The 23,058-nt window shown below is 62.8% G+C and carries 18 protein-coding genes and 2 pseudogenes; 11 read left to right on the top strand and 9 right to left on the bottom strand.

All coding sequences use genetic code 11. The features are described from left to right. Window positions 1-40: 40 nt before the first annotated feature. Window positions 41-673 carry a Vgb family protein gene (locus CO657_RS12245; protein ID WP_054183351.1) on the top strand — a complete coding sequence of 211 codons (633 nt, stop codon included), beginning with the start codon at window positions 41-43 and terminating at the stop codon, window positions 671-673. Window positions 674-1,167: 494 nt separating this feature from the next. Here the strand turns inward: CO657_RS12245 and CO657_RS12240 are convergent. Next, window positions 1,168-1,702: pseudogene (locus CO657_RS12240) on the bottom strand (N-acetyltransferase family protein). An 84-nt stretch (window positions 1,703-1,786) separates the two neighbouring features. Here CO657_RS12240 and CO657_RS12235 point away from each other — a divergent pair. Further along, window positions 1,787-3,529, top strand: coding sequence for a sensor histidine kinase (locus CO657_RS12235; protein ID WP_054183352.1), 1,743 nt, complete (start codon window positions 1,787-1,789; stop codon window positions 3,527-3,529). A 10-nt stretch (window positions 3,530-3,539) separates the two neighbouring features. Continuing rightward, a complete protein-coding gene (locus CO657_RS12230; protein ID WP_003593640.1) occupies window positions 3,540-3,941 on the top strand; it encodes a response regulator in 402 nt (133 codons plus the stop codon). 424 nt (window positions 3,942-4,365) lie between these two features. Here the strand turns inward: CO657_RS12230 and CO657_RS12225 are convergent, their stop codons facing one another. Continuing rightward, on the bottom strand, window positions 4,366-5,778 hold the full coding sequence (locus CO657_RS12225; RefSeq protein ID WP_012558145.1) for an aminotransferase-like domain-containing protein: 1,413 nt from the start codon (window positions 5,776-5,778) through the stop codon (window positions 4,366-4,368). 92 nt (window positions 5,779-5,870) lie between these two features. Here CO657_RS12225 and CO657_RS12220 point away from each other — a divergent pair, with 92 nt between their 5' ends. Then, entirely contained in the window at window positions 5,871-6,734 is an 864-nt protein-coding gene (locus tag CO657_RS12220; protein WP_054183353.1) for a DMT family transporter, read from the top strand. A gap of 53 nt (window positions 6,735-6,787) precedes the next feature. Here CO657_RS12220 and CO657_RS12215 read toward each other — a convergent pair whose 3' ends face one another. Next, window positions 6,788-7,123 (bottom strand): antibiotic biosynthesis monooxygenase family protein, encoded by a 336-nt coding sequence (locus tag CO657_RS12215; protein WP_054183354.1) that lies wholly within the window; start codon window positions 7,121-7,123, stop codon window positions 6,788-6,790. Between the two features lie 299 nt (window positions 7,124-7,422). On the opposite strand from CO657_RS12215, the gene CO657_RS12210 reads away from it, so the two are divergent. Beyond that, complete coding sequence (locus tag CO657_RS12210) at window positions 7,423-7,869, top strand: DUF4168 domain-containing protein (protein ID WP_012558142.1); 447 nt, start codon at window positions 7,423-7,425, stop codon at window positions 7,867-7,869. Window positions 7,870-7,945: 76 nt separating this feature from the next. Here the strand turns inward: CO657_RS12210 and CO657_RS12205 are convergent, their stop codons facing one another. After that, window positions 7,946-8,332 (bottom strand): cupin domain-containing protein, encoded by a 387-nt coding sequence (locus CO657_RS12205; RefSeq protein WP_054183355.1) that lies wholly within the window; start codon window positions 8,330-8,332, stop codon window positions 7,946-7,948. A 392-nt stretch (window positions 8,333-8,724) separates the two neighbouring features. Continuing rightward, window positions 8,725-9,939, bottom strand: coding sequence for an ROK family protein (locus tag CO657_RS12195; protein WP_054183356.1), 1,215 nt, complete (start codon window positions 9,937-9,939; stop codon window positions 8,725-8,727). A 194-nt stretch (window positions 9,940-10,133) separates the two neighbouring features. On the opposite strand from CO657_RS12195, the gene CO657_RS12190 reads away from it, so the two are divergent. From CO657_RS12190 to CO657_RS12170, 5 genes are all read left to right on the top strand, one after another. Next, window positions 10,134-11,408, top strand: coding sequence for an ABC transporter substrate-binding protein (locus CO657_RS12190; protein WP_054183357.1), 1,275 nt, complete (start codon window positions 10,134-10,136; stop codon window positions 11,406-11,408). Between the two features lie 229 nt (window positions 11,409-11,637). Further along, window positions 11,638-12,522, top strand: coding sequence for a carbohydrate ABC transporter permease (locus CO657_RS12185; RefSeq protein WP_003593653.1), 885 nt, complete (start codon window positions 11,638-11,640; stop codon window positions 12,520-12,522). Next, window positions 12,522-13,373, top strand: coding sequence for a carbohydrate ABC transporter permease (locus tag CO657_RS12180; protein WP_054183358.1), 852 nt, complete (start codon window positions 12,522-12,524; stop codon window positions 13,371-13,373). The genes CO657_RS12185 and CO657_RS12180 overlap by 1 nt, the downstream gene beginning before the upstream one ends. A gap of 38 nt (window positions 13,374-13,411) precedes the next feature. Next, the gene (locus tag CO657_RS12175) at window positions 13,412-14,557 is read left to right on the top strand and encodes an ABC transporter ATP-binding protein (protein WP_054183475.1); all 1,146 of its coding nucleotides are present in this window, start codon (window positions 13,412-13,414) and stop codon (window positions 14,555-14,557) included. 14 nt (window positions 14,558-14,571) lie between these two features. Next, window positions 14,572-16,704, top strand: a complete 2,133-nt coding sequence (locus CO657_RS12170; RefSeq protein ID WP_054183359.1) for a beta-galactosidase — start codon at window positions 14,572-14,574, stop codon at window positions 16,702-16,704. Between the two features lie 78 nt (window positions 16,705-16,782). Here CO657_RS12170 and CO657_RS12165 read toward each other — a convergent pair whose 3' ends face one another. From CO657_RS12165 to CO657_RS12150, 4 genes and pseudogenes are all read right to left on the bottom strand, one after another. Then, on the bottom strand, window positions 16,783-18,489 hold the full coding sequence (locus CO657_RS12165) for an adenylate/guanylate cyclase domain-containing protein (RefSeq protein WP_054183360.1): 1,707 nt from the start codon (window positions 18,487-18,489) through the stop codon (window positions 16,783-16,785). Between the two features lie 113 nt (window positions 18,490-18,602). Then, window positions 18,603-19,204: pseudogene (locus CO657_RS12160) on the bottom strand (hypothetical protein). A gap of 267 nt (window positions 19,205-19,471) precedes the next feature. Next, window positions 19,472-20,662, bottom strand: coding sequence for an MFS transporter (locus CO657_RS12155; RefSeq protein WP_054183362.1), 1,191 nt, complete (start codon window positions 20,660-20,662; stop codon window positions 19,472-19,474). Window positions 20,663-20,824: 162 nt separating this feature from the next. Then, window positions 20,825-21,841 (bottom strand): zinc-dependent alcohol dehydrogenase family protein, encoded by a 1,017-nt coding sequence (locus CO657_RS12150; RefSeq protein ID WP_054183363.1) that lies wholly within the window; start codon window positions 21,839-21,841, stop codon window positions 20,825-20,827. Between the two features lie 150 nt (window positions 21,842-21,991). Here CO657_RS12150 and CO657_RS12145 point away from each other — a divergent pair, with 150 nt between their 5' ends. Further along, on the top strand, window positions 21,992-22,888 hold the full coding sequence (locus tag CO657_RS12145; RefSeq protein WP_054183364.1) for a LysR family transcriptional regulator: 897 nt from the start codon (window positions 21,992-21,994) through the stop codon (window positions 22,886-22,888). Window positions 22,889-23,058: the final 170 nt, after the last annotated feature.

Genomic DNA, 23,058 nt, shown 5'->3' with positions numbered 1-23,058 from the left:
GCTCGAGTTATAAAGAACCGGAGTGATCGGGAAGGAAGAGATGAAAAAATCAGCTGCGAATATCCTGCGTGAATATGGGCCTTTTCTCGGCGCTGAGCGCGTCAACGGCGTCACCTTCGACGGCGAGCACGTCTGGTTCGCTTCGGGCGACAAACTGAACGCGCTCGATCCCGCAAGCGGCGAGGTGGTGCGCTCCATCGAGGTCGCCTCGCATGCCGGGACCGCTTTCGACGGAGAGTTCCTTTATCAGATCGCCGAGGACGTCATTCACAAGATCGACCCGAAGACCGGCCATATCCTTTCCACCATCCCGGCACCCGGCAATGGCGGCGATTCCGGCCTCGCCTGGGCCGAGGGCACGCTCTGGGTTGGCCAGCATCGCGGCCGCAGGATCCATCAGATCGATCCCGAAACCGGCAAGATCCTCCGCACCATCGAATCCAACCGCGTCGTCACCGGCGTGACCTGGGTCGACGGCCAGCTCTGGCACGGCACCTGGGAGGGCGACGACAGCGACGTCAGGCGCATCAATCCGGAAACCGGAGAGGTGCTGGAGCGGCTCGACATGCCCGAAGGCACCGGCGTCTCCGGCCTCGAGTCCGACGGCGGCGACTGCTTCTTCTGCGGAGGCGGCGGCAGCGGGAAGATCCGCGCGGTGCGCCGGCCGGGGTGAGGCGGAAGAGCCTCTTATGGAGAGAGTGCGGCCCCCACCAGCGCTCCTCATGCTGAGGTGCGCAGCCCGCAGGGCGGAGCCTCGAAGCAGTGCCGCAACGGTGCTTCTTGCATCGTTCAACATCCCACGTTGGCACACCCGCCTCGTCCTTCGAGGCCCCTTCGGGGCACCTCAGGATGAGGCTCTCTTGGGCGCTGACGCGAGACGGTGGCGAAACAGTAGCCGGAGCAAAATCCACCGCCTGCTATTGGGCGGCGGCATCCCCCAACGCCCGCGATTGCACGCGCGGCATCCTCCAACGCCCCTCATGCTGAGGCGCGTAGCCCATAGGGCGGAGCCTCGAAGCACGCGCCGCAAGGCTGCTTCTTGCATCCATCTGACGTCTGCACGCTCGCCTCGTCCATCGAGGCCCTGCGGGGCACCTAAGGATGCGGCTCGATTGGAGGCTGCGCGCATCCTCCTGGGTCCGCTATTAAGCGCCGCATCCTCATCGCCTACGCAGGCCCATCCTCATCGAACAAAAGCGCCATGCCGATCGCATCGATGAACCGGCCGTCGATACGCGCGGCGCGCCAGATTATGCCCTCGCGCACGAACCCCATTTTTTCATAGAGGGCGATCGCCCGGTGATTGTCCTGGTAAACATCGAGTTCGACCCGGAGAAAGCCGGCCTCCTGCGCGGCTCTCAATGTCGTCTCGATGAGTTTTTGTCCGAGCCCCTGGCCGCGATAGGCCGGAAGGATCCCCATTCCGAGCTTGCCGCGATGGGCGTGCGACGGGAAGAAATGCCGGTCGATGTCGCACCAGCCGACGACCTCGTCTTGCGCGATAGCAACGAATTGCGGATTGGCTTTTGCAATCATGCCCATCACGAAGGCGCGCGTATCCGGCAGCGGCGTTGCCTCAAGCATGGACAGGTATTTTTTCTCCCGCGCGACAACGTCGAGCGCGCGATGAAAGCTGTCGATGTGCGCGGCAGCAAATCGGTTCGATCCTGATGCCTGACATATCCGACGCGGTGGCGTCCATGCGCTTCTCCTTCGAATATCGCGAATGCCTGTGGAGACATGTCGCGGGGCGCAGGGGAGCGCATAATTCACGGTCCGTCAACCTTTGCGTGTCAATTTCTCGGCAGCAGGCGCCGTCAAAAGGTTGCAGATATTGAAGGTCAGGCTAACATCCCACATTACATTCGTCTTGGTGACACTCACCTGTGCGGCGGCTGTGTTGCTGTGCGGATTTGCGTGGCTCGCCGCCATAAAGGTCGATGATCTCTCGCTCCGCCGGCAGGCCGATTTTGTCCGGCAGGGACTGGAAGAACAGATCGCGGCGCTTCCCCGGGAACAGGAAAGCGTTGCCAAATGGGACGACGCCTTCCTTTATGCCAAGCAGCGGAACCATGAATGGCTGCTCGACAATATCGGCCGGTGGACGAGCCAGTATTTCGGGCACGACAGGACCTATATCTTCGACGATACTAATCGCCTGATGTTTGCGTTCCGCGACGGCGCGGATGCCATGCCGCCGCGGCTTGGCAGCGACGACGGCCAAGAAATGACCACGCTTGCCGGAGAGATGCGCGCGGTTCTCGTCGAGCAGGCGGCAAAGCCCGGCACCAAACCGCTTGGTCAGCTGGCGACGGTTCGCACGATCATGATTGGCAATCGGCCGGCGATCGCAAGCGCGCGGCCCATTCTGCCGAGCTCGGCCAGAATGCAGATCGAGGCCGGCCAGGAGTTCATCGCCATCTCGGTCAAGTTCATCGATGGAAAAGCCGCCGAAAGCATCGCCCATTATGCGCGCCTCGAAGGGCTGCATTTCGCGTCGAAAAGCAATGACGAACGGGTCCAAGTGCCGGTCTTGTCCCATGACGGCGGCACGATCGGTTATCTCGTATGGCCGCCGATCCTGCCCGGATTCATGCTCTTTCAACAGATCGCGCCGGCCGGGCTTGGCTGCCTGGCACTGCTGATCGCTGTCGTCTTCTGGCTCGGACGCGGTCTGCATCGGACCTCGCTGACCCTGCTGGACAGCCAGGCTGAGCTCACCCACCACCGCAACCACCTGGAAGAGATGGTGGCCGATCGAACGGCCGAAATCGAACGGCAGAGGGAGGAGCTGGACCGGCTGCTCGTGCACGAGCGCCAGGTGAATGCGCTCCAGCGCCAGTTCGTCGCCATGGCGTCGCACGAGTTTCGCACGCCGCTCGCAATCATCGACGCCGCGGCCCAGCGGCTCTGCCGCTCGACCACCAATGTCAGCGGCGATTACGTTCACGAAAAAGCCGGCGTGATCCGCAGCGCGGTGGTACGCATGGTCGATCTGATGGAGAGCATCCTCGCCAGTGGCCGGCTCGAAACCGGACAGATTACACTGAAGCGGAGCGAGGGCGATCTGAAAGCCTTGCTCGTCACCTGCTGCGACAGGCAGCGCCACCTCAGCCGCTCGCATCTGTTCCATCTCGATCTCGAGCCCATACCCGAGGGTTTGACGTTCGACCGCAGCGCGATGGAGCAGGTCTTCACCAACCTGATTTCGAACGCCGTCAAATATTCGCCCAATGCACCCGATATCCATGTTCGCGCCCGGGTTGATGAAAAGACGCTGGAGATCGCCATCATCGACAGCGGCATCGGCATGGATGCGGATGATCTGCCGAAGCTGTTTCAGCCCTATTACCGCGCCCGCAGCGCGACGGGCATTGCCGGAACCGGTATCGGGCTCAACGTCGTCAAGCAGGTCGTCGAACTGCATGGCGGCACCGTCGAGGTGACGAGCGAGCTCGGCAAGGGCACAACATTTATCATTCGCCTGCCAATAGGGTCTCTATTGTCGGATCAACACGTCGCAGCTTAGGGAAAAGCTTATGGTTACAGTCCTGTGCATAGAAGATGAAGTCGAGATCCGGAACCTCCTTGTCGAAGAGTTGACCGAAGCCGGCTACAGGACGCTCGAGGCCTCGAATGGCGCCGAAGGGCTGGAAATGATCCTGTCGAAATGGCCCGACATCGTCATCAGCGATATTTCCATGCCGGTCATGGACGGGCACCAGCTTCTGGCCGAAATTCAGATCAACCACCCCGAGCTCTCCAACATCCCCTTCATCCTGCTGACGGCGCTGACCGACCGGGAAAACACGCTTGCCGGCCTTCGCGCCGGTGCGGCGGACTACCTGACGAAACCGCTCGATTTCGACCTGCTGCTCGCCAAGCTCGAAGGCTGCGTGACGCGGCTGGAGAACGACAAGGCGGTCAATCGGTCGTTTTGAGGGGGCTTGGGCGATGATGGAGGGTGCGCCGTGCGGCCCTGGCCAGGCATCGACTAGCGCCTAACCCTCTCCTCCGTCATTCCTGCGCTTGTCACAGGAATCCAGCCACGGCGCGTCTGCGCCGTGAATGACTCACCACGACCGCGAAGAAGAGTCTCCTGCGCCCAAGGACTTGGGCGCGCTGGATTCCTGTGACAAGCGCAGGAATGACGGAGGAGGAGAGGTTGGTGCACGGCCTTCAAGAGAGCCTCATCCTGAGGTGCCCCGTAGGGGCCTCGAAGGACGAGGCGGGTGTTCCTGCGTTCGATACATGCAAGAAGCGGCGTTGAGCGTGTCCTTCGAGGCCCCTACGGGGCACCTCAGGATGAGGGAGGTTGGAGGATGCCGCGCCCGCAATAATGCTCGCCGCAACTGGCTCGGTCTCTCACGTCCCCTGCCTCCCCAACACATCCCCCAGCACCTCGAACACTCTTGCATCCAACATCTGCGACACATTGAACCGCATGAAATTCGTTGCCGATTGTGACAAGCTGAAAGCGTTGCCGGGGGCCAGCACGATCTTCCTTTCCAGCGCGGCGCGGGCCACATCAGCCGCATCGATACCGTTCGGCAGGCGGCACCAGAGGAACATACCGGCCTGAGGCTCCAGCCAGGGCGTTATCCCCAGGCCCTTCAGCTTGGCCGAGACCTCGCTCATCGCCCGGGAGAGCCGTTGTCTCAGCATTTCCGTGTGTTTCCGATAGCTGCCGTCGCTCAAGACGTTCAGCACCAGTTCCGCCGTCAACCGGCCGCCGCCGAAGGAGGTGGCGATCTTGAGGTCGGTCAGGCCATCGATCCATTCCGGTTTGGCAGCGACGAAGCCGCAGCGGGCCGAGGCCGACAGGGTCTTCGAAAAGCTGCCGATGTGGATGACCCGATCGAGGCCGTCGAAAGCGGCGAGGCGCGGCGCCGGCGTATATTCGAAATCGGCGAAGATATCGTCCTCGATGATGGTGAGGTCGAACTGATCGGCGAGTTTCAGAAGCCGATGGGCCGTCACCGGGGAAAGCGTTGCACCAGTCGGATTGTGGATGGCGGAGTTGGTGATGTAGAGCCGCGGCCGATGTTCGGCGACGACTTGGGCAAACAGCTCGATATCGGGACCGGAGGGCGTATAGGGGACGCCGACGATCTTTGCGCGGTGGGCGCGCAGCAGCGCATGGAAATTGAAATAGCAGGGGTCGTCGACCAGCACCGTGTCGCTGGGTTCCAGCAGGAAGCGGCAGAGCAGATCGATCGCCTGCGTGCCGGAATCGGCGAGCATGATCTGATCGGGAGAGGCTTCGATGCCGCGTTCGCCCATGCGCCGCGAAATCAGCTGGCGCAATGGCGGCAGGCCGAGCGGCGAGCCGTACTCGGCAAGCGCCGGCTGATCGGCGCGGGCAAGGGTTCTCAACCCGCGGCGTATGCCTTCCCCTGGCAGCCAGGAAGGCGGCAGCCAGCCGCAGCCGGGCTTCAGATCGGTTTCATCAGCCTCCAGCGATTGCCGGGATATCCAGAAGGGATCGACGGCGCGGTCGAGCTTCGGCCCGGCCTCGGCGAGCGCAAAGGGGGCGGCCTGGTTGGCGACGTAAAATCCCGAGCCCGGCCTTGCGAGGATCGCCCCTTCGGCGACGAGACGCTCATAGGCATCCACCACAGTCGAAGTTGACAGCTTCAATGTCGCGGCCAGACCTCGGACGGAAGGCAATCTTGCGCCGGGCGTCAGGCTGCGGCCGGCAATGCGCTGCCTGATCGTTGAGACGACCATCTCCACCCGTGTGCGTCCTTCGTTCATCCGTACTGCTTTCTGCACCATAACAGTTTCGCGAAATCGTATCAGACTGTCACTGTCGTGACCATCCATCATGGCCGATAACGGCAAACAGCAAAGAAGGAGTGCGACGCATCATGGACCGCATGGCATCGGGATGGCTCAATGGTTTTATCGGGGTGGTGATCTTCAGCGGATCGCTGCCGGCGACCCGTGTGGCCGTGATGCAGTTCGATCCGGTTTTCCTCACCGTGGCGCGCGCGGCGATCGCCGGCATCCTCGCGCTCGGCCTGCTGATCGCTTTCCGGGAGAAGCGGCCGAGCGGGCGCGACATTCTCTCGCTGGCCGTCGTCGCGCTCGGTGTCGTGGTCGGTTTCCCCCTGCTGACGGCGCTGGCGCTGCAGCACGTCACATCGGCCCATTCCATCGTCTTCATCGGCCTGCTGCCGCTCTCGACGGCGATCTTCGGCGTGATCCGCGGCGGCGAGCGGCCGAAGCCGGCCTTCTGGCTGTTCTCCGTTCTCGGCAGCGCGCTGGTGGCGGGCTTCGCGGTGATGCAGGGCCTGACGGCATCACCGGTCGGTGACCTTCTGATGCTGGCGGCAATCCTCGTCTGCGGCCTCGGTTATGCCGAAGGCGGCCGGCTTTCGCGCACCCTTGGCGGCTGGCAGGTGATCTCCTGGGCGCTGGTTCTGTCGCTGCCGGTGATGGCCGCCGTGGCGTTTCTTTACCGGCCGGCGAGTTTCGCGGCGATAGAAACGCCGGCGCTGATCGGCCTTGCCTATGTCTCGCTGTTCTCCATGCTGATCGGCTTCATCTTCTGGTATCGCGGCCTGTCGCAGGGCGGCATCGCCGCCGTCGGCCAGCTGCAGCTGCTCCAGCCGTTTTTCGGCCTGGCGCTCGCCGCCACGCTGCTGCATGAGTCTGTGACGTGGAGCATGCTGGCTGTGACGGTTGCCGTTATTCTGTGCGTCGCCGGCGCAAAGAGGTTTGCTCGGTAGGAAAGGATCCATTGACGGACGGGTCCGTCGCCGCATTTCTTCACCAAGCCTCCTCACGCCTCTTCAAGGTTGAAGCCATAGGCTCGTTCGACGAGCCCAACGCGAATCTCATAGCGGCTGTACCAATCTGACCGTCCACGATTTTGCGCCTCGATATGGTCGACCACTGATTTCCAGGCCCGAATGCTGTCCTCATCCTTCCAATAGGAGATGAGTATGCCAAAACCGTCTGCGCCACGGACGCTTTCGAAGCCGAGATATCCGGGCTGCAATTTTGCAAGTTCCGTCATCGCATATCCCATCTCGCCGTAACCATCGTCGACCTTGGTTCGCTGAGAGGAAAAACTGACCATGTAATAGGGCGGCTCAGGTAAAGCGGCGATGGGCATTTCGGCTCCTCCTTTTGGCGTTGTGCAGAACCATACGATTGCCGTAGAGCCTGCACAACTCCGCCTCTTACTGCGGCGAGAATGCCACCCTCAGGCGATACGTACGCCATCGGCATCGGCGCGGCGGGGCCAGCCCGCGTCACAAAGCCGCCGCTCAATCGTCAGCAAATCGCCCCGTTACCGCCGCACCGTGCCCTCTTAGGGGCTCCATGTTCGCGACCTCGCCGGCCATTCAGCGGCCGGCGATCGACCGAGGCGGCTTGCTGCCAATCAAATCATGCACGTGAAAAGGAACGAATATGATCACTCGTTACACATCCCTGGCAATGATGACCGCGGCTGTCTTCAGCCTGCTTGCTTTCAGCCCGGCATCCGCCGCGGAGACGGCCCAGACGCAAGCCCAGCCGCCGGCACAGGGCCAGGCGCCGATGCAGGGCCAGAGCGGCGGCACGGCGGCACCCGCCGTCAGCGATCAGAAACTCGAGGCCTTTGCCGTTGCCTATCTGCAGGTCGACAAGGTCAGGCAGGAATATTCGGCCAAGATCGGCGCGACGAAGGACGAGGCCGGCAAGCAAAAGCTGCAGGCTGAAGCCAAGAAGCAGATGGTCGATACCGTCGAAGCCTCCAAAGATATCTCCGTCGAGGAATATTCCTCGATCCTGACGGCCGCCCAGAGCGACCCGGCGCTGGCCAAGAAGGTGCTGGAAAAGATCGGCACCCCGCCGCCGGCGCAGCCGCAGCAATAGCCTCACCCAAACCAAGGGGCGGGCTAAAGTCCGGGCGGCGAGCGCTTCCCGCGCTCGCCCCAATCCTGACGCAGCCTTACTTGGCAGGCACGACCAGCGGCTCGCCCTTGTGCACGATATAGGTCGCCAGCTCCGACGCCTTGCCGCTGCCGACGTTCTTGGCCGAATGCACCACGCCGGAGGGAATGAACAGGGACTGGCCGGCCTTGAGGGTCACCGGCTCCCTGCCTTCGAGCCGGTATTCCAGCGTGCCATCGAGAACGAAGGCGATCTCTTCGCCGGGATGTGAATGATTGGGGGCGAGAACGCCGGGGGCGAAATCGACGCGTACCTGAACGGCCTCATGGCCGGGCACGTCGATGTCGCTCCGGACGAGATCGGTGCGCTGCAGCGGCTGGTCCGCATGCGCTATCGTGGCAGCGCCGAGAACAAGGGCGAGGGCCATAGCCTGGATCATTTTCATCGTGTCATCCTTCCTGAATTGACCTTTCCGGCTCATCGGCCGCAAGGGTATTTCAGCCGATGATTGAACCTGGGATGTGTCGGAAAACCTGCCTTTTTGTAAGCGAGTGTATCTAGGCCGCGGTGGGTTGCTCGGGTTGTTGAGGGGATTTTATTCTCTGTCGTGCCGTGCAGGCCCCCCTCTGGCCTGCCGGCCATCTCCCCCACAGGTGGGGAGATCGGCATGTGGCTAAACCTTCCCGCCCGTCTACCGTTCGGCATTCGTGACGTTTGTTGTTTTACGAAGACCTTACGCCCAGCCGATCTCCCCACCTGTGGGGGAGGTGCCCGGCAGGGCAGAGGGGGGCTTGCACGGAATGACTTATCCGGCAAATCCGGCCTATCTCCCGCGTCTCAAGCCGCCGACGTCGAGCCTCTGACATTCCCCAGCGTCGCAATATCCGTCACCCCGCCCGACGATTCGAAGTCGAAGATCTTCTGGGTCACCAGAGCGGCGGCGCCCCGGGCCCAGGAATTGTCCTCCCAGTCGGGCAAGAGCGGCGGGGCGGTGCGGAAGGTTCGGGCGGCGAGGGCTTCGCGCAGCGGTGTCAGGAAGGGATCGCCGAGGGAGACGGCTTCGCCGCCGGCGACGATGACTTCGGGGTCGGTGATGTTGACGAGATTGGCAAGGGCGGTGCCGATGCCGCGGCCGGACTCTCCGACGAGGGCGAGGGCGGTGGCGTCGCCGGATGCGAGCGCCTCGCAGAGTTGGGGCAAGCCCAGTTCCTCGCCGCGGCCGGTTGTCTCCCGCCAGCGCCGCAGCATCGACATTTCCGAGTGATAGGCCATCAGGCAGCCGCGTTTGCCGCATTCGCAGAGCCGGCCGCCTTCTTCGAACAGCGTGTGGCCGAACTTGCCGGCCGCGCCATTGGCGCCCCGGTAGAGCTTGCCGTCGATGACGAGCGCGCAGCTGATGCCGACGCCGACGGCCAGCACCGCCATGTTGCGGTGCTGGCGGCCAAGTCCGAAGAGCTGCTGGGCGATCGCATAGGCGTTGGTGTCGTCCTCCAGCCAGACCGGCACGTGGACTCGGGCCGCGACCAGCGCGGCGAGAGGGACATTGTTCCAGCCGAAGCGGTAGCTGCGCACGCAGGCCGTCTGTTCGTGATTGATCACACCGGGCATGGAGATGCCGATGCCGGCAAGCCTGGCGTCGGGCCGGCCGGCGAGCTTCACCAGTTCCGGGACGGTCGCCGCCAGCAGGTCGGCGACCTGATCCGGATCGTGGCCGGCAAGGCTGACCCGCATGGCGGCGACCGGGTTGGTGGCGAGGTCGGTCGCCACGCACTCGACCGAATCCACCATCAGCTTGAAGCCGACGGCAAGCGCGTGTTCGTAGTTGATATCGACCGGGATCGGCCGGCGGCCGGTGAGGCCGGGCACGGTCTTGCCTTCGAGGACGATGCCTTCCTCCAGAAGGTCGGTGACGACGAAGGTGACGGCGGCCGGGCTCAAGCCAATGACGGCGGCGATATCGGCGCGGCTCCTCGGCCCCTCGCGCCGGAGAAGGTTGAGAATGAGGCGTCGGTTCATGGCTCTCGCCGTGGTCTGGTCGCCTTTTAACTTCACGATTCATTCCTTAATTTTGTAAATTAATTATTGCGGGCCGAAAAGATCTATGCATAAGTTCGGCCGCCGATCAACTCAGCCAAGCGGATTATCGCTGGAATTGCGGGTGGATCGCAATGTTGAAGCCTGGTCGGACCGTTTCATGGAGGAGGCGGCGGTCGGGAGATGTCGATCGATCAACTGGGAGGAATTCAATGACATTTTTGAAGCAATTTCCGTCAACCACCCGCAGACGCTTCTTGCAAGGCGCGGGCCTGGTGTCCGCTGCGGCCGTCACCGGCACCTTCCCGATCCCGGCGATCGCGCAAGCGCAGGAGGTCACGATGATCTCCGCCGAAAACAACGGCGAAGCGCTTGATGCGCTGAAGGCGATTGCCGCAGGCTTCAGCAAGGAAGCCGGCGTCAATGTCGTCATCAACAATATGGATCACGAGGCCCACAAGACGGCGATCCGCAATTATCTCGTCGCCGGCGCGCCGGATGTCTGCTCCTGGTTTTCCGGCAACCGCATGCGCGCCTTCGTCAAGCGCGGCCTGTTCGACGATATTTCCGATCTCTTCGAGAAGGAAAAATACAAGGATGTGCTGGGGGCGACGGCCGGCGCCGTCACCGAAGACGGCAAGCAGTACGGCCTTCCCACCGGCGGCACGCTCTGGGGCATGTTCTACCGCAAGGATGTGTTCGAAGAGCATGGGCTGACGGTGCCGAAGACCGCCGAGGACTTCATGGCCTATGGCGACAAGTGCAAGGCGGCCGGCATCACCCCGGTTGCGATCGGCACCAAGGAATTGTGGCCGGCGGCCGGCTGGTTCGATCAGATGAACCTGCGCATCAACGGGCTCGACAAGCACATGGCGCTGATGAACGGCGAGATGAGCTATCTCGATCCGTCGCTGACCGCCGTCTTCGACCAGTGGGAAGCGATGATTTCCAAGGGCTTCTTCACCCCGAACCATACCTCCTTCGGCTGGCAGGAGGCCGCAGCGCTGCTGGCGCAGAAGAAGGCCGGCATGATGAACCTCGGCGCCTTCCTGCGTTCGGCCTTCACCGCCGAGGATCTGCCGCAGCTTGGCTACGCGACCTTTCCGGTGTTGGACGCCAAGGTCGGCCATTTCGAGGAGTTCTCGGTCAATTCGATCCACATTCCCGCGAAGGCGAAAAACAAGCAGGGCGCGCGCGACTTCCTCGCCTATTTCTACAGGCCGGAGAACCTGGCGGCCTATCTGGAGCCCGGCGGCAACGTGCCGCCGCGCCACGACCTGCCGCAGAGCAAGGATCCGCTCGTCAATATCGCTGTCGAGACGATGAAGACGGTGCAGGGCACCTCGCAATATTACGACCGCGACAGCGACCCCGACATGGCCCAGGCCGGCCTCGTGGGTTTCCAGGAGTTCATGGCCAAACCCGACCGGCGCAAGGCGATCCTCACGCGGCTCGAGGGGACGCGGAAGCGGATCTATAAGATTTGAGGCTGGAACGTATCTGAGGCTGCCCCTCACCCTAACCCTCTCCCCGCGCGCGGGGAGAGGGGACGTGCCCCGCGAGACGTTGGCGAGGGACGGAGGGGGCGCCGCTTGGTCCCTTCGCCCCGCGAGCGGGGAGAAGGTGGCGGCAGCCGGATGAGGGGCAGCCCCACGCCGATAGCCGGATGAGGAGCGGGCTCCGCCGCTCGCTCTTGTCGTAAACAAGGTTCTCAAGATGCAGACATTATGGCGCCGCCAGCGTTGGTGGCTTACCCCGACTTTGCTCATCGCGCCGGCGATCCTGCTGTTTTCCACCGTCATCCTGCTGTCGGCGGTGCGCAGCGTCTGGATCAGCCTGCACGAGTGGGACGGCTTCGGCCCGATGGTGTGGATCGGGCTCGGCAACTACGTCGAACTCTACAACGATCCGCAATTCTACGTGTCGCTGAAGAACAATCTGATCTGGCTGGTCATGTTCATGGCCGCGCCGCCGATCGGGCTTGCCATCGCGCTGCTGGTCAACCAGAAAATCCGCGGCATGCGCTTTTTAAAGTCGCTGTTCTTCATTCCGCTGGTGCTCGCTTCGGTCACGGTCGGCGTCGTCTTCACCTGGGTCTATACGCCGGAGTTCGGCCTGCTGGCGCTGATCTTCAAGGCCTTCGGGGCGGTGGCGCCGGCGGTGCTGTCAGACGAGCATTTCGTCACCTTCGCCATCGTCATCGCCGCCCTCTGGCCGCAGGTCACCTTCTGCATGGTGCTCTATCTCGCCGGCCTCAACAATCTCAGCGAAGAGCTGATCGGCGCCGGCCGCGTCGATGGGGCCAGGGGCTGGAACATGCTGCGCCACATCGTGCTGCCGCAGCTGACCCAGGTCACCTTCATCGCCATTGCCGTCACCGTCGTCGGCGCGCTCCGCTCCTTCGACATGGTGTCGGTGATGACCTCGGGCGGGCCGTTCGGCTCGTCCTCGGTGCTTGCCTACCAGATGTACGAGCAGTCGATCTTCTCCTACCGCTTCGGCTACGGCGCGGCGATCGCCTCGGTGCTGTTCGTGATCATGGCCGTCTTCATCGCCTGGTATCTCAGTCACATCATCCGCAGCGAAGAGAGGGGAGGCTGATGTATCCTCGTCCCATTCCGGAGGCCGCCGTCTGGCAGCGCCGTGTTTATGTGCTTGCCGTCGTCATCGTGCTGCTGCTCTGGCTCTGCCCGCTGTTTGCGATCGTCCTCACCTCCTTCCGCTCGACCGAGGATGTCATGGGCGGCAATCTGTGGGGCTGGCCGACCGGCATCGGCGTCATCGACAACTACACAGCGGTGTTCACCCAGACGCCGATGGCGCGTTACTTCCTCAACAGCCTGATCATCACCATTCCCTCGGTGATCGGCGTGCTGGCGCTCTCGACGCTCGCCGGCTACGTGCTGTCGCGCTATCGCTTTCCCGGCAATATGCTGATCTTCGCGCTCTTCGTCGGCGGCAATTTCCTGCCGCACCAGATCATGATGATCCCGGTGCGCGACCTGATGGTGCGTCTCGACCTGATCGACACCACGGCGGCGCTGATCATCTTCCATGTCGCCTTCCAGACCGGGTTCGCGACGCTGTTCATGCGCAATTTCATCGCCGCCCTGCCGGACGAATTGTTCCAGGCGGCCCGCGCCGAAGGGGCGTCGCCCTTCCAGACGCTCATCCATGTGGCGATCCCGCTGGTGCGGCCGGCGCTGGCAGCCCTTGCCATCCTGATCTTCACCTTCATCTGGAACGACTATTTCTGGGCGGTGGTGCTGACCGTCAGCGACAGCGTCAAGCCGGTCACCGCCGGCCTTGCCAATCTGCGCGGCGAATGGGTCTCGGCCTGGAACCTGATTTCATCAGGCACCATCGTCGTCGCCGTGCCGCCGGTCATCATGTTCTTCCTGATGCAGCGCCACTTCATCGCCGGCCTGACCATGGGGGCGGTGAAGGGATGAGTGCCGCGTTTTCCATTTCAACAAGAGAGGGCCAGGACATGACCAGTCTCGAACTCCGTGAGATCAACAAGAATTACGGCGCCTATCATGCGCTGCGCGGCATCGATCTTTCCGTGGCGCAAGGCGAGTTCATCGTCATGGTCGGGCCGTCGGGCTGCGGCAAATCCACGCTTTTGAAATCGATCGCCGGCCTGGAGGAGATTTCCTCCGGCCAGATCCTGATCAACGGCCGCGACGTCAGCAGCGAGGAGCCGGGTGATCGCGGCATCGCCATGGTCTTCCAGTCCTACGCGCTTTATCCGCATATGACGGTGGCGGAGAATATGGGCTTCGGCCTGCGCATGGCCAAGCGCCCGAAGGCCGAGATCGAGGCGGCCGTCGCACGCGCCGCCAAGATCTTGAGGATCACCGACCAGCTCGACAAGCGCCCGAAGCAACTATCCGGCGGCCAGCGGCAGCGCGTGGCGATCGGCCGGGCGATCACCCGCTCGCCCGAGGTCTTCCTATTCGACGAGCCGCTGTCGAACCTCGATGCGGCGCTCCGCACCCAGATGCGGGTCGAATTGAGCAGCCTGCATGCCGAACTCGGCGCCACCATGGTCTATGTCACCCACGACCAGGTGGAGGCCATGACCATGGCAAGCCGCATCGTCGTGCTGAACCAGGGGATCATCGAGCAGGTCGGCTCGCCGCTGGAGCTTTACCGCAACCCCGACAATCTTTTCGTCGCCGGCTTCCTCGGCGCGCCGCGCATGAATTTCCTCGGGGTGACCGTCGACGACGTGTCGGGCCGCAATATCACCGTCTCGGCGCCCGGCCTCGTGCCGGTAACGGTGGAGCTGGCGCAGCCGACGGCGCTTGGAAAAGGCGCCGGCCTGACGCTCGGTATTCGTCCGGAGACGATATCGATCGTCGCCGATGCCAGCCAGGGCGGGGCGATCGAAGGCGAGGTGCGGCTGGTCGAGCATCTCGGCCGCGAAACCATCCTCTATGTCGATGCCGGCAACATGCGCACCATCGCCTCGGAGAGCGGCACCGGCAATATCACCGTGCAGCTCAGCTACGTCGCGCCCTTTGCCGCCGAGCAGAAGGTGGCGCTGAAGCTCGATGCCAGCGAGCTCTATCTCTTTTCATCCGAAGGCGGCCGCACGATCAGCGCCCGCAAGACCATTCTCGACAAATAGGAAAGACCATCCCCGTGTCCGACAAGACCCTCTCCGTATGGAACCCCGTCAAGACCGACCGTTTCCTCGTCGGCGCCCCGCATTATCCCGAGCATGTCGATGAAAGCTATTGGGAGCGCGACGCCGAGCGCATGGCGAAGGCCGGCTTCAACGTGGTGCGCATGGCCGAATTCGCCTGGCATATTCTCGAGCCGAAGCGCGGCACTTTCGATTTCGACCTGTTCGACCGGGCCATCGCAATGCTCGGGCGCTACGGCATCGATACGATCCTATGCACGCCGACGGCCACCCCGCCGCGCTGGCTGACCGCAGCACATCCTGAAATCTTAAGGGTCGACGGCAAGGGCCGGCCGATGAGCCACGGCTCGCGCCAGCATTGCGATACGGCAAGCCCGGTGTTTCGCGAGCACAGCCGGCGCATCACCCAGGCGATGGCCGAGCACTATCGCGACAATCCGCATGTTGTGGGATGGCAGACCGACAACGAGCTGAACACCAGCATGCCGGAGAGCTTTTCCCAGGCAACGCTCAGCGAATTCCAAGCCTTCCTCGCCGATAAATACGGCGAGATTGCCAAGCTCAACCGCGCCTGGGGCGGCGATTTCTGGGCGACGGCCTATGACGGCTTCGATCAGGTGGTGCTGCCGATCGAGTTCGGCCCGACCTTCCCGAGCCCCGGCCATCTGCAGGATTATCACCGCTTCCTCGCCTTCTCCACCGCGCGCTTCCAGCACGACCAGGTCGAAATCCTCAGAGCCGTCAAACCCGCCTGGTTCGTCTTCCACAATCTCGGCGGCCTCCGGGATATCGATTTCCGCGGCCAGTTCAGCAAGGATCTCGATTTCGTCGGCTACGACATCTATCCGATGCTCTATGACGAGTTCCAGCGGCTCGGCAACCACGCCAAGGTGCAGGCGCTGCACCTCGATATCTGCCGCGGCTTTTCCGGCAATTACATCGTGCCCGAGCAGCAATCGGGTTTCGGCAGCCAGCCGGGCTTCTGCACGCTGACGCCGGAGCCGGGCGAGCTGCGCCGCATGGCGCTCTCCTCCGTCGCCCACGGGGCCGATGGCTTGATGTTCTTCCGCTGGCGCCCGGCCCATTTCGGCGCCGAGATCTATTGGATGGGCATCATCGACCATGACGATATCGGCCGCCACCGTTATGAGGAGGCCAAGCGCTTCGCGACCGAGATGATCGCGCTGCAGCCGAAGATCCTCGGCACCTATGTGCGCATGGATGTCGGCATCGCCGGCTCCGATTTCGACAATCAGGAAGCCCACAAGACCTATCCGATCGGCCTGCCGAGCCCACAGGACGATGCGATCCTGCTGCATCAATATTGCTATGATCGCGGCATCGCCTGCGGCTTCATCCATCCCGAAGACGATCTCTCCAGGCTGAAGCTCTTCTATGTCCCCCATTGGGTGATGTGGAAGGACGAATGGACGGAAAAGCTCGAAGCCTTCGCAGCCTCGGGCGGCACCGTCGTCATCGGCGCCCGCACCGGCACGCGCGACGAAGACAACCACGTCATCCGCGAGACCGCGCCGGGCACCGCGCTGTCAAAACTGACCGGCGTGCGCGTCGAAGATTTCGGCCGTCTGACCGCTCCCGGCGCCAACGGCCTGTTCGATGTGATGGAGCGCTCCGGCGGTCTCGTCATCCCGCCGAACAAGCCGGCCGAATCCCAGCGCCGCCAGCGCCGCTTCAAACTCGGCAACCGCGAAATCACCGCCGGCCACTTCTATGAAAACCTGACGGTCGACAGCGACGTCGAGGTGATCGCCGCCTGGTCGAACCGCTATGCCGAGGGACAGGCGATGGCAACCGCCCGCAAGGTCGGCAAGGGCCAGGTGGTCTATCTCGGCACCTATCTCACGCCTGAGTTGACCGAGGCGCTGACCGAACGCCTCTTCCCCCAGGCCGATATCGAACCGCTGGTCGGCGGACTGCCCGAGGGTGTGGAGGTGACGATGCGGATGAACGACGAGCGGCGGCTGCTCTTCGTGCAGAACTACACCGACCAGCCCGCGACGATCGGCGGCGTGCCGGCCGGGCGGGACCTGCTGGATGGGGAGAAGCCGGTAACGGGCAGGCTGCAGCTTGAGGGTTATGGCTGCGCGATTGTGGAGTTGGAGGGGTGAGGCAGCGGCGCACCCGCCTCGTCCTTCGAGGCCCCTGCGGGGCGCACCTCCAGGAGCCTCTCTGGGCGCTGTACACATTCACATCTCCGGCAGGCCGGCCTTTCGGAAGCCGTCGACAAAGTGGTCTCGTACAGATGCATCGCGCAGCGGCTGGGAGCTGAGCCAATGGCCGATCGTGAAATGCGGGTGGGCGATCAGGAACAATTCTGCTTCTCGCCGCGCCTCCTCATGCTGGCCCGACTGCGCAAGCGTAGCCGCCAGGAATTTCCGTGAGTTGGTACGATACGTGTCTTCCCTGCGGAGTGTAGCGGCTGCCGCCTCATAGTCACGCGCGGCGTATTGCGCCTGCCCAAGATGACAAAGATACCAGCAGGCTGGACGGGGATTGAGCCGCAGAGCTTTCTCGATCTGCGCCAGTCCGTCGGCAACCCTGCCGTCCAGCACTGAGATATCAGACATGGCGGCCCAGGTGTCGGCGTGGTTGGGGTCCAGCTCCAGGGCCTTGGCGAAGGCGGCCTCCGATTCCTCCCATCGCCGCTCGTAGGCCAGAATGGTCCCCAGAACGTAACGGCAGCCGGCATCGTTTGGATCCAGCTCGACTGCCTTTTGCGCTGATGTCGTCGCCATCTCACGGTTGGGATCTTCGGGCTCGCCGAAATGAGTCCAGGCCAGCCAACGGTTATAGGCGAGCAGACCGAGCGCCTCGGCATAGGATGGCTCGAGCTTGACCGCGCGCTGGAGCAGCATATAGGCCTCGCGCTCGGTTTGCGGCGACACTTCCGTCAGCAGGCGGGCGCGCACACACAGGTCGTACGCCTCAAAGTTCTTCGGCCGATTGCGCGGCGTCGGGATGGTCAGCCGGCCGACGAGGGCTTCGACAATCTTGGCGTTGACTTCATCCTGCAATTCGAAAACATCTTCCAGCGTCCTGTCGAACCTCTCGGCCCACAAGTGCCCGCCGTCAGCCGTGTCGACCAGTTGGGCGTTGATGCGGACACGGCCCATTGCGCGTCTGGCGCTGCCCTCCAGGACGTAGCGGACGCCGAGTTCCTGGGCGACCAGCTTTACGTTGACCGGCTTGCCCTTGTAACCGTAGACGGAATTGCGCGCGATGACGAACAGGCCGGCCGTACGGGAAAGGTCGGTGATCAGGTCTTCAGTCAGGCCGTCGACGAAAGGCGCGTCGGCTTCATTCCCACTCATGTTCGTGAACGGCAATACAGCGATCGAGGGGCCGTCGGGAAGCGGCAATATGCTTTCCAGCGCATCCGGCCAATGCCACACGTGGACGGGGCGAGTCAGGTTCTTCAGGTAGCGCTCGCCTGCGTCGAAGAACCGGTCGCCGATCTTGCCGACGATCTCGTCGTGAACGCCGGCTGAAATGCAGATACCTCCCGGCGCGGCCTGCGTCTCCAGGCGCGCCGCGACATTGACCCCGTCGCCGAGGACGTCTGAACCATCGTCAATGACATCTCCCAGATTGACGCCTACACGTAAAAGTAGGCGTCGATCTCCGGGAGCCTCGACAGTCTTGGTGGCCCGTTGCATTTCCAGCGCTGCTTCGACTGCGTCCACCGCGCTGCCGAATTCGATAAGGAAGCCGTCACCCACGACCTTGAAGATGCGACCGTTGTGGCGCATCACAGCCGGCTCGATAACGCCAGAACGGAGTTCCCTGAGGTTCTCAAGCGTTGCGACTTCATCAGCCTCCATCAGGCGTGAATATCCCACCACATCGGCAACGACGATGGCAGCGAGACGACGCTGAAGAAATTGATCCGTCATGTGAGGACAAGCCCAACGACCAAATTAGCAAGTTATTGTTCAACTGCGGGTGAGTCAACAAGCCGTAAGAGGTAATGTCCAGGCGATCTCCACCTCCGAGTGGACAATGTCCCCTAGTTGCCCCAGCCGATTTGGAGCCGATCAAATCGAACCTCGCTCAACGGTTGGTTGGAGGGGCCTAGCCTTACCGAACGAAGAACGAGATGAAGCTCGGGGAATAATATTGTTCGAAAATAATCGGAGGCAATTCCGTCAGTTTCAGACGGCTGTTGATGGCCCAGACTTTGTAGGAACAAGATGCAATCGTTTCCTCTCCCCAGCCGTCGAACCTAATAAAAGTCGTGCCCGAAACGGATTTTTTGCCATTGATGAAAAGCGTGGTGTCGGATTGCCAGTTCTTCTTCTGCGGTAGATCGTCCAACGCAATCGCATTCGCGTATTTCAGCTCATGCGTTCCGCTGGCACTCACTCTCTTTTCGACGAGCAAGGGGTGTAAATATGCAGCCGACACCGGCTGCAGCGAACCGTCGCGCTGCATCAGCCGTTGTTCGGTGAGACCCGGGCCGTCCGGCTTGTAGAATACGGAATAGAAAGGCGCCTCTCTGGTCAGCAGCACGCCCTGTTTGGTCTCATTGGCGGTTAAGCAATTGCCAAAGGCTGGTACCGCCAATGTTATTCCAACCAGCAGCGACAGATTTCTTAGCAAGATCGACATCCTAGATTCCTCTCATCCAAGTCCGCTACTACAGTGCTTGGGTGAAATTGGGGAGATCTAGTCAAGCCCCGGCGGATCGCGCAAGCTCTCGCTTAGGTTGTGCGCATCCTCCTGCGCCCGCGATTACCGCGCGGCATCCTCCAAAGCCCCTCATGCTGAGGTGCGCAGCCCGAGAGGGCGGAGCCTCGAAGCACGCCGCAACGCGGCTCCTTGCACCCATCTGACGCCGAGCGCCAGCCTCGTCCTTCGAGGCCCTTACGGGGCACCTCAGGATGAGGCTCTCTTGGATGCCCGCGTCACGCCAACCGCAGTCACCGCCGAACCCAGCATAGTCACCGCACTCAACACGAACGGGCTCCACCAGCCGACATGATCGAACAGCAGGCCGCCGGCGAATGCCCCTGAAGTGATCGCAAACTGAATGAGTGCGACAAACCAGGCGCCGGCTTCCTCCAGATGGTGCGGGACCGTCCGCGTCATCCAAGTCGTCCATGCCGCCGGCACCGGCGTCGTCAGCAAGCCCCAGAAAAGCAGCAGGCCGGCTGTCGCGAAGGCCACGGGACCGAGGCCGACGAGCGCCAGGGCCACGGTCACCAGAACCGCCGGAAACCCGATGAGCACGTGGGCCATATGCGCGCGCAGCACGGAGGGTATCAGCGAGGTTCCGGCGAGGCCGGCAAGGCCGATCCCGAGCAGCACCAGCGAGAGCGCGTTGACGCCGAGATGGGTGATGTCTTCGAGAAACGGCCTGAGATAGGTCGACAGCGCGAACTGCCCCATGAAGAACAGGATCATCGCCGTCATGCCGAGGGCGAAGGTGCGGTTGCCCATCAGGCGGAAGGTCCTGCCGAGCGATCCGCTTTGGCCGCCCGGCATTCGGGGCAAGGCGATAGCTTGCCAGATGAACGCGACAATGCCGATCGGCACGACGATGAAGAAGGCGCCGCGCCATCCGACAAGGCTGCCGAGGAAACTTCCAAGCGGGGCGGCGATCACTGCGGCGAGCGCACTGCCGCCTTGCAGCATGGCCAGCGCCTTGGGCACGTCGGGACCGGAGGCGATGCGGGCGATGATCGCCGTTGCCAAGGACCAGTAGCCGCCGATCGACACGCCGATGAGCGCGCGGCCGACCATGAATATGAGGTAATTGGGGGCAAAGGTGACCGCCAGACCCGAGACCACGAGCACGACGGTATAGCAGAGGATCACCAGGCGCCGGTCGAAGCGCGCAAACAGCACATTGCTAAACAAGGCGGTGATGACGGCGAAGAAACCCGAGATCGAGATCGCCTGACCTGCCTGGCCTACGGTGCTCGCCAGTTCGTCGGCGATCGGGGTCAGCAGGCTCACCGGCATGAATTCCGACGCGACGAGCACGAAGGAGGTCAGCATCATGCAGATGACCGCACTCCACGGCGTCGTCTTGGCTTCAATTCTCATGTCGTAGTTGATGTCCATCGGGCTGTCCCTTCAAGGCGGGCGTTCATGGCGCCGGGCGACAGCTGCGCGTCGCCGTTCCGGCGGCCAGAGTCGCGCCGACAAGCCATGCCGGCGTCGTCGATTTCGAAATCTCGGACGGCTAAGTTTTCGGGGTCCTCGGTGTGATCCGAAATCCGGACGTCACATCCGCAGCAGCGTCTTGATCGCCGAGCGCTCGTCCATCGCCTTGTAGCCTTGGGCGACATCGGCGAGCGGCACTTCGAGATCGAAGACCTTTCCGGGGTTGATCTTGCGCGACAGGATGAGATCGATCAGGTGCGGCAGGAAGCGGCGAACCGGGGCAGGGCCGCCCAACAGGTTCTTCTGTGCGAAGAACAGCATCTGTCCGTCGAGACTGACGCCATGGGGAACGCCGACATAGCCGATCGAGCCGCCGGGGCGGCAGGCATTGATCGCCTGCATCATCGACTCCTCGGTGCCGACGCATTCCAGCACCGAGTCCGCACCGACGCCACCCGTCAATTCCCTGATCCTGGCCACACCCTCGTCGCCGCGCTCGGTGACGATATCGGTCGCGCCATATTCGAGTGCGAGGTCCTGGCGCTGCTTATGGCGGCTCATGGCGATGATGCGGCCGGCGCCAAGCTGCTTGGCCGCGAGCACGCCCATCAGGCCGACCGCGCCGTCGCCGACCACGACCGCCGTGCATCCCGGCGTGACCCGCGCGGCGTCGGCCGCATACCAGCCGGTGCCGAGAACATCAGAAGCCGCGAGCAGGCTGGGGATCAGGTCGTCGGATGGCATGGTGTCGGTCGCCACAAGCGTGCCGTCGGCAAGCGCGATCCGGGCATAGGGCGCCTGCGCGCCCGACATGAATTCGCGATGCTCGCAGGACGACTGGAAGCCATAGCGGCAATGCGGGCAGGTGTTGTCGGAGAGGCAGAACGAGCCGACGACGAACTGGCCGGGGCGGACAGTCCTTACCTCGCTGCCGACCTCGACGACGACACCGCAATATTCGTGGCCCATGTGCTGCGGGGCATTTATCGGTTGAAGGCCGCGATAGGGCCAGAGGTCGGAGCCGCAGACACAGGATGCCGACAGCTTGATGATCGCGTCGGTGGGTTTCTGGATTTTCGGTTCCGCGACTTCCTCGCAGCGGATATCGCCGGGGGCGCGAAGGACGGTGCCGAGCATAATCATCTCCTGTCCGGGCGGAATGCCCGTCTCATTCTTTGGGAGATGGATAGCACCATTCGATAACTCGGATTAGTCGTTGTAATTTGCATGGACTTATCGAAATCAGCTATTAATGGCACCGGATCGGAATGACTGGAGATATCCCCCGTGGCCCGCGAGAATTTCAATGAGCTGCTGCTATTCCTGGCAGTGGCGGAGGAGCGCAGCTTCACCAGGGCCGCGGCGAAACTCGGGGTCGCGCAATCGACGCTGAGCTACGCCGTCAAGGAACTCGAAGCGCGCATGGGGCTGCGGCTTCTCACCCGCACGACGCGGAGCGTGGCGACGACGGAGGCCGGCGAGCGTCTCCGGCAATCGCTTGCACCGCGCATTTCCGAAATCGAGGCGGATATCGCGGCATTGATGGCCTATCGCGACAAACCCGCCGGCACCGTCAAGATCACCCTTTCGAACCACGCGATGGAAAGCGTGGTCTGGCCGAAGCTCGCCCCCGTCCTCGGGGAATATCCGGATATCAGGCTGGAACTCAGCGTCGACAACAGCTTCCGCAACATCGTCGAAGATGGCTTCGATGCCGGCGTGCGTCTCGGCGAGAGCCTGGAGAAGGACATGGTCGCGGTGCGGATCGGCCCGGACTGGCGGCTGGTGGCCGTCGCGTCCCCCGACTATTTCAAGACAAGACCGGTGCCGACGACACCGCAGGAGCTGATGCATCATAACTGCATCAACAGGCGTCTCGACCGGGTGGGCGGACTGTACGCCTGGGAGTTCGAAAAGAACGACGAGGAGGTCCGGGTGAGGGTGGAGGGCCAGTTCACCTTCAACACCGATCGCGAAATGGTCCACGCTGCCCTCCAAGGCCACGGCATCGCCTTTGTTCCGGAAAGCTATGTCGAAACGCATATCGCGGACGGGCGTCTCCAACTCTTCCTCGAAGACTGGACCCCCAAATTCGCCGGCTATTACCTCTATTACCCCAGCCGTCGGCAGAACCTCCCGGCCTTCTCCGTCATCGTCGACGCGCTTCGAGAGAGAAATCTCTGACCCCGTCACACCCGCCTCGTCCTTCGAGGCCCCTGCGGGGCACCTCAGGATGAGGCTCTCTCGGAGGCTGCGCGAGCGATGGTGTAACAGCAGGCGAGACCAAACCACGCTATTCCAACCGCCTGATTGGGCGCGGCACCCTCCAACCTCCCTCATCCTGAGGCGCGCAG

Source organism: Rhizobium acidisoli, from assembly GCF_002531755.2.
GTDB classification, from domain to species: Bacteria; Pseudomonadota; Alphaproteobacteria; order Rhizobiales; family Rhizobiaceae; genus Rhizobium; species Rhizobium acidisoli.
Note: the sequence above shows the minus strand (reverse complement) of the source record. Positions and strands in the feature narration are given on the sequence as shown.

Coding starts and splice junctions, on each gene's coding strand:
- CO657_RS12175 (WP_054183475.1), top strand. CDS start 13,412: ATGACCAGTCTCGAACTCCGTGAGATCAACAAGAATTACGGCGCCTAT.
- CO657_RS12180 (WP_054183358.1), top strand. CDS start 12,522: ATGTATCCTCGTCCCATTCCGGAGGCCGCCGTCTGGCAGCGCCGTGTT.
- CO657_RS12205 (WP_054183355.1), bottom strand. CDS start 8,332: ATGAAAATGATCCAGGCTATGGCCCTCGCCCTTGTTCTCGGCGCTGCC.
- CO657_RS12190 (WP_054183357.1), top strand. CDS start 10,134: ATGACATTTTTGAAGCAATTTCCGTCAACCACCCGCAGACGCTTCTTG.
- CO657_RS12155 (WP_054183362.1), bottom strand. CDS start 20,662: ATGGACATCAACTACGACATGAGAATTGAAGCCAAGACGACGCCGTGG.
- CO657_RS12165 (WP_054183360.1), bottom strand. CDS start 18,489: ATGACGGATCAATTTCTTCAGCGTCGTCTCGCTGCCATCGTCGTTGCC.
- CO657_RS12245 (WP_054183351.1), top strand. CDS start 41: ATGAAAAAATCAGCTGCGAATATCCTGCGTGAATATGGGCCTTTTCTC.
- CO657_RS12210 (WP_012558142.1), top strand. CDS start 7,423: ATGATCACTCGTTACACATCCCTGGCAATGATGACCGCGGCTGTCTTC.
- CO657_RS12150 (WP_054183363.1), bottom strand. CDS start 21,841: ATGCTCGGCACCGTCCTTCGCGCCCCCGGCGATATCCGCTGCGAGGAA.
- CO657_RS12230 (WP_003593640.1), top strand. CDS start 3,540: ATGGTTACAGTCCTGTGCATAGAAGATGAAGTCGAGATCCGGAACCTC.
- CO657_RS12220 (WP_054183353.1), top strand. CDS start 5,871: ATGGACCGCATGGCATCGGGATGGCTCAATGGTTTTATCGGGGTGGTG.
- CO657_RS12225 (WP_012558145.1), bottom strand. CDS start 5,778: ATGGTGCAGAAAGCAGTACGGATGAACGAAGGACGCACACGGGTGGAG.
- CO657_RS12185 (WP_003593653.1), top strand. CDS start 11,638: ATGCAGACATTATGGCGCCGCCAGCGTTGGTGGCTTACCCCGACTTTG.
- CO657_RS12215 (WP_054183354.1), bottom strand. CDS start 7,123: ATGCCCATCGCCGCTTTACCTGAGCCGCCCTATTACATGGTCAGTTTT.